The following is a 5,728-nucleotide window of genomic DNA, read 5'->3' as shown; positions in this document are numbered from 1 at the left end:
CCGCTCATGATCTATGAGCATGAGCGAGCGAGACGCTCGCGGTCCAGAAGACGAAGATCATGAGCGGGCGAGACGCCCGCGGTCCAGAAGACGAAGATCATGAGCGGGCGGGACGCCCGCGGTCCAGAAGACGAAGATCATGAGCGGGCGAGACGCCCGCGGTCCAGGAAGAGCATGACGCCTATCCTCGAATCACCACAGGCAGGGCGCGAATGCCACGGATGAAGTTGGAATAGAGGCGCACCGGCGGGCCGACGATCTCGAACGCGAGATCGCGCTTCAGGATCTCTTCCCACAGGATCCTGAGCTGCATCTCGGCCAGACGGTCGCCGACGCAGCGGTGTATGCCGGCACCGAACGACAGATGATGCCGCGGCCTCGGCCGGCCGATGACGAAGCGGTCCGGCTCGTCGATCGCCGTCTCATCGCGATTGCCCGAGACGTACCACATCACCACCTTGTCGCCGCGCGCGATGCGCCGTCCGGCAAGCTCGGCATCCCTGGTCGCGGTACGCCGCATGTGGATCACCGGCGTCTGCCAGCGGATGGTCTCAGACACCAGGTTGTCGAGCAGTCGGGCATCGGCCCGCACCTTGTCGAGCTCGGCCGGGTTCTCCTGCGCGGCGATCAGGCCACCGGTCATCGAATTGCGCGTGGTGTCGTTGCCGCCGACGATCAGCAGGCCGAACGTGCCGATGAACTCGTTGAGCGGCATGTTCTGCGTCGCTTCCGAATGGGCCATCATCGAGATCAGGTCGAAGGTCGGCGGTCGCGCCGCGCGCTCCTTCCACAGCGCCGCCATAATCTCGGCCATCTGCCGCAACTCGGCCAGGCGCTCGGCTTCGCTGTGCACCACGGCATCCTTGTCGGCGACGTTGGCGATCGCGACGTCCGACCAGTAGGTTAGCTTGCGCCGCTCGGCTTGTGGGAAGTCGAACAGCGTCGCCAGCATCATGGCGGTGAGCTCGGTCGAGACGCGATCGACCCAGTCGAACGGCGCGTTGCGCGGCAGGCCGTCGAGCACGCCGGCGGTGCGCTGGCGGATCAGCGCCTCCATGTTGGCGAGGTTGGAGGGCGCCACGATCGGCGCGACCGTCTTGCGCTGGGCCGTGTGGCGCGGCGGATCCATGCGGATGAAGTTGGGTAGCTCCTGGCCCTTGGGCTGGTCGGCGATCTGGATGCCGCCGAGCTCGGAGGCCGACGAGTAGGTCGCATGGTCGAGCTCGACCTTCATGATGTCGGCGTAGCGCGTCACCGACCAGTAGGCGCCATACGGGCTCTCCTCGTGGCGGTGGACGGGATCGTCCCGCCTCAGGCGGTCGAAGGCGGGCCGCCAGGTATCGTCACGGTACAGGCACGGATCGCCGACATCAGGATAGTCGTCCATGGGCCAAGGCCGCCCCGACCCTGGCCACAAGTCAAGCGCATTCGTCGCAACAGCCCTGCAATTGGCGCGTTGACAGGCCCGGAACACGAGCGCACATCGTCGCGCCGCCGCCAGCCTTGGCGGCGTTCGACATCATGGCCCTCGACAACACGCCTCAACCGCTTGCGACCTCGAGAGATCCTCACGCCGGAGCCGTCGCCGGGCTGGTCGTGGGCGCCTTGGGCGTGGTGTTCGGCGATATCGGAACCAGCCCCCTTTACGCCCTGAGGGAATCGTTCCGCCATGGGCTTGATCCGACTCCCGAGCATGTGCTTGGCGTGCTGTCGGTGACGTTCTGGGCGATCACGCTCACGGTCACGGTCAAGTACGTCACCCTCATCATGCGAGCCGACAATCGCGGCGAAGGGGGGGTGCTCGCCCTCGCCACCCTGGCGACGCGCGGGCTGAACGGCACGAACCGGCGCGTGCGGCGCGGCATCACGGTACTGGCGGTGATCGGACTGGCGCTGTTCTACGGCGACGCCATGATCACGCCGGCAATTTCCGTCATGGGCGCCGTCGAGGGCCTGTCGACCGTCGCGCCGGGTCTTACGCCGCTCGTCGTGCCGCTTTCCCTGGTGATCCTGATCGGGCTCTTCCTGCTCCAGGCACGAGGCACGGCCGATGTCGGCCGCATGTTCGGTCCCGTGATGCTGGTTTGGTTCATCGTGCTTGGCGCCCTGGGGGCCTGGCAGATCGCCAAGCATCCCGCGGTGCTGGAGGCCGTCAATCCGATCTACGCCGTCCGCGTCATCGCCGATCAGGGTCTCGGAATCTTCTGGGCTTTCGGGTCGATCGTGCTCGCCGTGACCGGCGCGGAAGCGCTCTACGCCGACATGGGCCATTTCGGTCGCCGGCCGATCCGCCTGGCCTGGCTCGGGCTGGTGATGCCCGGCCTGCTGCTGAACTACTTCGGACAGGGGGCGATGATCATCGCCAACCCCGGGAGCGTTCATCAGGTGTTCTTCGAGCTGGTGCCACAAGACTTCGTTATCGCCCTGGTCATCCTGTCGACGCTGGCCACCATCATCGCTTCCCAGGCCGTCATCACCGGGGTGTTCTCGCTGACCCGCCAGGCCATCCAGTTGGGCTATCTGCCGCGCATGGAGATCCTGCACACGTCCGAGACGGCGATCGGCCAGATCTACATCCCGCGGGTCAACTGGCTGCTGATGGGCGGCGTGGTCGCCCTGGTGGTCGGATTCGGCTCCTCTGGCGCCCTGGCCGGCGCCTACGGACTCGCCGTAACCGGCGCCATGCTGGTCGACGCCACGCTCGCCTCTGCGGTGGCGATCCTGGTGTGGCGCTGGCGCTGGCAGACCGCCATCCTGGTGTTCGGCCTGCTCGCCATTCCGGACCTCGCCTTCTTCATCGCGAACGCGCTCAAGATCCCCGACGGCGGCTGGCTGCCCCTGCTCGTCGCCGGGCTGGTCTACTACACCATCACGACGTGGCGCCGCGGCCGCCGCATCGTTGCTCAGGAGCTCAGCGAGGGCGCCCTGCCGCTGCGGCAGTTTCTGGAGCGCATGGAGCGCGTGCCCGATCGCGTCGCCGGCACCGCGGTGTTCCTGACCGCCGACGCCAGCCGCACGCCATCGGCATTCCTGCACAACCTAAAGCACAACAAGGTGCTGCACGAGCGCATCATCATCCTCCAGGTCGAGACCATGGAAGTTCCGCTCGTTGCCGAAACCAATCGCGTCGAGGTCGAGCGGCTGGGCAAGGGCTTCTACACGGTGATCGCGCGCTACGGCTTCACCGAGCAGCCCGACATCCCCGACGTCCTGCGCGCCTGTCGCCAGCATGGCATCGCCTACGACGAGATGGAAACCAGCTTCTTCCTCGGGCGCGAGACTCTGGTGGCCGGGCAACACCCCAAGATCAGCCGGTGGCGCCGCGAGTGGTTCATCTCGCTGTCGCATTCGGCGTCGGCGACAAAAACCTTCTTTCGCATCCCGCCGAACCGTGCCATCGAGCTGGGCAACCAGATCCAGATCTGAGACCCGGCCATGGCGCAATCGCCCGACACGGCGCAATCGACAGCCAAACCGACGCTGGTGCTCCTGCCCGGCCTGCTGAACACCCGGCGGCTGTTCGAGCACCAGATCGAAGCTTTGTCCGACATCGTCGATTGCGTGGTCCCCGAGCTGTGGCACCACAATTCGATTGCCGCCATGGCCAAGGCGGCAATCGACGCCGCTCCACCGCGCTTCGCCCTTGCCGGATTTTCCATGGGCGGCTACGTCGCCTTCGAGGTCATGCGGCAGGCCGGCGCGCGCATCGATCGGCTCGCCTTGCTCAACACCCAGGCCAACCCCGATCCGCTCGAGTCCACGGCGCGTCGACGCGGCTTCATCGAGCAGACCCGGATCGGCCGCTTTCACGGCGTGCAGCCTTCCCTGCTACCGCAGCTCCTGCACCCCAGCCATCTCTCGAACAAGCTGATCACCCAGCCCATCCTCGAGATGGCGGCGGAGATCGGCGCCGACGGGTTCGTGCGCGAGCAGGAAGCGATCATGGGCCGCCCCGACAGCCGGCCGCTGCTGGTCGATATCGCGGTGCCGACGGTGGTGATCGTCGGTCGCCAGGACGCCTCGATCCCGCTGCGGCATTCCGAGGAATTGGCGGCCGACATCGCCACCTCCCGCCTCGTTGTCCTCGAGGAATGCGGCCACATGAGCCCCCTCGAGCGGCCGGCGGAAGTATCGTCTGCCTTGCGCCTGTGGCTGAACGAGCAACCCTGACCCGATTGGCTGACCCACTATGAACACGGTTTACGCCCGCGAGGATTACCTCGGCGCGGACGAATACATCGATGTGGTCCGCAAGTCCGGCCTCAACCGGCCGATCGCGGACCGCGGCCGCATCGAGCGCATGCTCGCGCATGCCAACCTGATCATCACGGCCCGCCAGGATGGCCGCCTGGTTGGGTTTGCCCGCTCGCTCACCGACTTCTGCTTTTGCTGCTACCTGTCCGACCTTGCCGTCGACAAGGCCTGTCAGGGCCAGGGAATCGGCCGACGGCTGATCGAGGAAACGCGCACCCAGGCCGGCGGCGCCCTGACGACGATGCTGCTGCTGTCGGCGCCGACGGCCGTCAGCTACTACCAAGGCATCAACATGCCCCACGCGGACAACTGCTTCCTGTACCGGCGCGAGAAATAGTCCCGTCGGATAGGCCCGTCGGGCTGGTCAACCCCGCCGTCACCCGGCCTCAGCGTCCTTGCTGGACCTGTAGGGCCTTCTGATATTGCTGGGCGAAGCCCCGCAGCGACATTCGCAGGGGCCCTACCATGTTGTCGCCCTGCAGCGAGACCTGCAGCGTCATGTTGTTGCCGCGCAGGAATTCCTGCAGCAGCTCGGCCGAGCGGATCTGCTCCCAGGAGCATGTACTGCCGGTACAAATCGTAGTTGAGATGAAGGGCCACTGATCTACCTGGATGCTGGCCCGCTGCCCCACGCCGTCGACCATCACGCTGAGTGTCGCATTGGCCACCGAGTAGCGCACGAGAGCGAACGTGCCGAGCAGGCTGTTGCCGTCGATCATTGCCGACACCGTGCAGTTGCGCGCGCCCTCCATATTGCAGTCGGCAACCCATTGATTGGGTGCCGAATTCTGTCCGCCAAGGCCTTGCGCCGCGGCAGACTGGACAGACAGGCATAGCCCCAGGGCCACGCTAAGCATTCTATTCATTGACAATGTCGCCCGCTCGTCATCGGGAAAGCCTAAGGGCTGTCGCGCGTTACCGCAAACATCATGCGTTGAGCAATAATCTGCATTGCACCCGTGCCACGAATTGACCATGATGTTGTCGAGGGCAAGTCCGCCCGGGGAGAGGGGATCATGTTGAGAAGACTGTTGGTCACCATGGCTGCTGCGTTCCTCCTGGGAGCCTGCGACGAGCCGAAGCCTATGGCATCGGCCCCGCCGCCCCCGCCGCCGCCCGCGCCGCAGACCTTCATGGTGTTCTTCGACTGGGATAGCACCAAGCTGTCCGACGCCTCGATGAACGTTATCAGCCAGGCGGCTGACTCGTACAAGTCCAAGGGCAATGCCCGTATCACGGCGACCGGTCATACCGACACGTCGGGTACGGAGGCGTACAACATGGCGCTGTCGCTGCGCCGCGCCAACGCCGTCAAGGACGCACTGGTACGCACTGGTGTGCCCGCCACGGCGATCAGCGTGGTCGGCCGTGGCGAGCAGGGCTTGCTGGTTCCGACCGGTGACGGCGTGCGCGAGCCGCAGAACCGCCGCGTCGAGATCGCCGTTCTCGGGCCGGCGGCTGCGATGATGAGCGA

Annotated in this window: 6 protein-coding genes; 4 read left to right on the top strand and 2 right to left on the bottom strand. The window is 65.9% G+C overall.

Annotated elements, in window-relative coordinates:
* Window positions 1-181: 181 nt before the first annotated feature.
* The gene (locus tag AB7O82_RS19625) at window positions 182-1,387 is read right to left on the bottom strand and encodes a cytochrome P450 (protein WP_428550029.1); all 1,206 of its coding nucleotides are present in this window, start codon (window positions 1,385-1,387) and stop codon (window positions 182-184) included.
* 134 nt (window positions 1,388-1,521) lie between these two features.
* On the opposite strand from AB7O82_RS19625, the gene AB7O82_RS19620 reads away from it, so the two are divergent.
* From AB7O82_RS19620 to AB7O82_RS19610, 3 genes are read left to right on the top strand one after another with little or no spacing between them, the layout of a single operon-like run.
* A complete protein-coding gene (locus AB7O82_RS19620; RefSeq protein WP_428550031.1) occupies window positions 1,522-3,426 on the top strand; it encodes a potassium transporter Kup in 1,905 nt (634 codons plus the stop codon).
* Between the two features lie 9 nt (window positions 3,427-3,435).
* The gene (locus AB7O82_RS19615) at window positions 3,436-4,170 is read left to right on the top strand and encodes an alpha/beta fold hydrolase (protein WP_428550034.1); all 735 of its coding nucleotides are present in this window, start codon (window positions 3,436-3,438) and stop codon (window positions 4,168-4,170) included.
* A gap of 19 nt (window positions 4,171-4,189) precedes the next feature.
* Entirely contained in the window at window positions 4,190-4,591 is a 402-nt protein-coding gene (locus tag AB7O82_RS19610; RefSeq protein ID WP_428550036.1) for a GNAT family N-acetyltransferase, read from the top strand.
* Between the two features lie 49 nt (window positions 4,592-4,640).
* Here the strand turns inward: AB7O82_RS19610 and AB7O82_RS19605 are convergent, their stop codons facing one another.
* Window positions 4,641-4,973 (bottom strand): hypothetical protein, encoded by a 333-nt coding sequence (locus AB7O82_RS19605; RefSeq protein WP_428619969.1) that lies wholly within the window; start codon window positions 4,971-4,973, stop codon window positions 4,641-4,643.
* 297 nt (window positions 4,974-5,270) lie between these two features.
* Here AB7O82_RS19605 and AB7O82_RS19600 point away from each other — a divergent pair.
* Window positions 5,271-5,728, top strand: a 458-nt coding sequence (locus tag AB7O82_RS19600) for an OmpA family protein (RefSeq protein WP_428619967.1), incomplete at its 3' end; no start/stop codon positions are given.

It is taken from the genome of Reyranella sp., assembly GCF_050185545.1.
Lineage (GTDB): Bacteria > Pseudomonadota > Alphaproteobacteria > Reyranellales > Reyranellaceae > Reyranella.
Note: the sequence above shows the minus strand (reverse complement) of the source record. Positions and strands in the feature narration are given on the sequence as shown.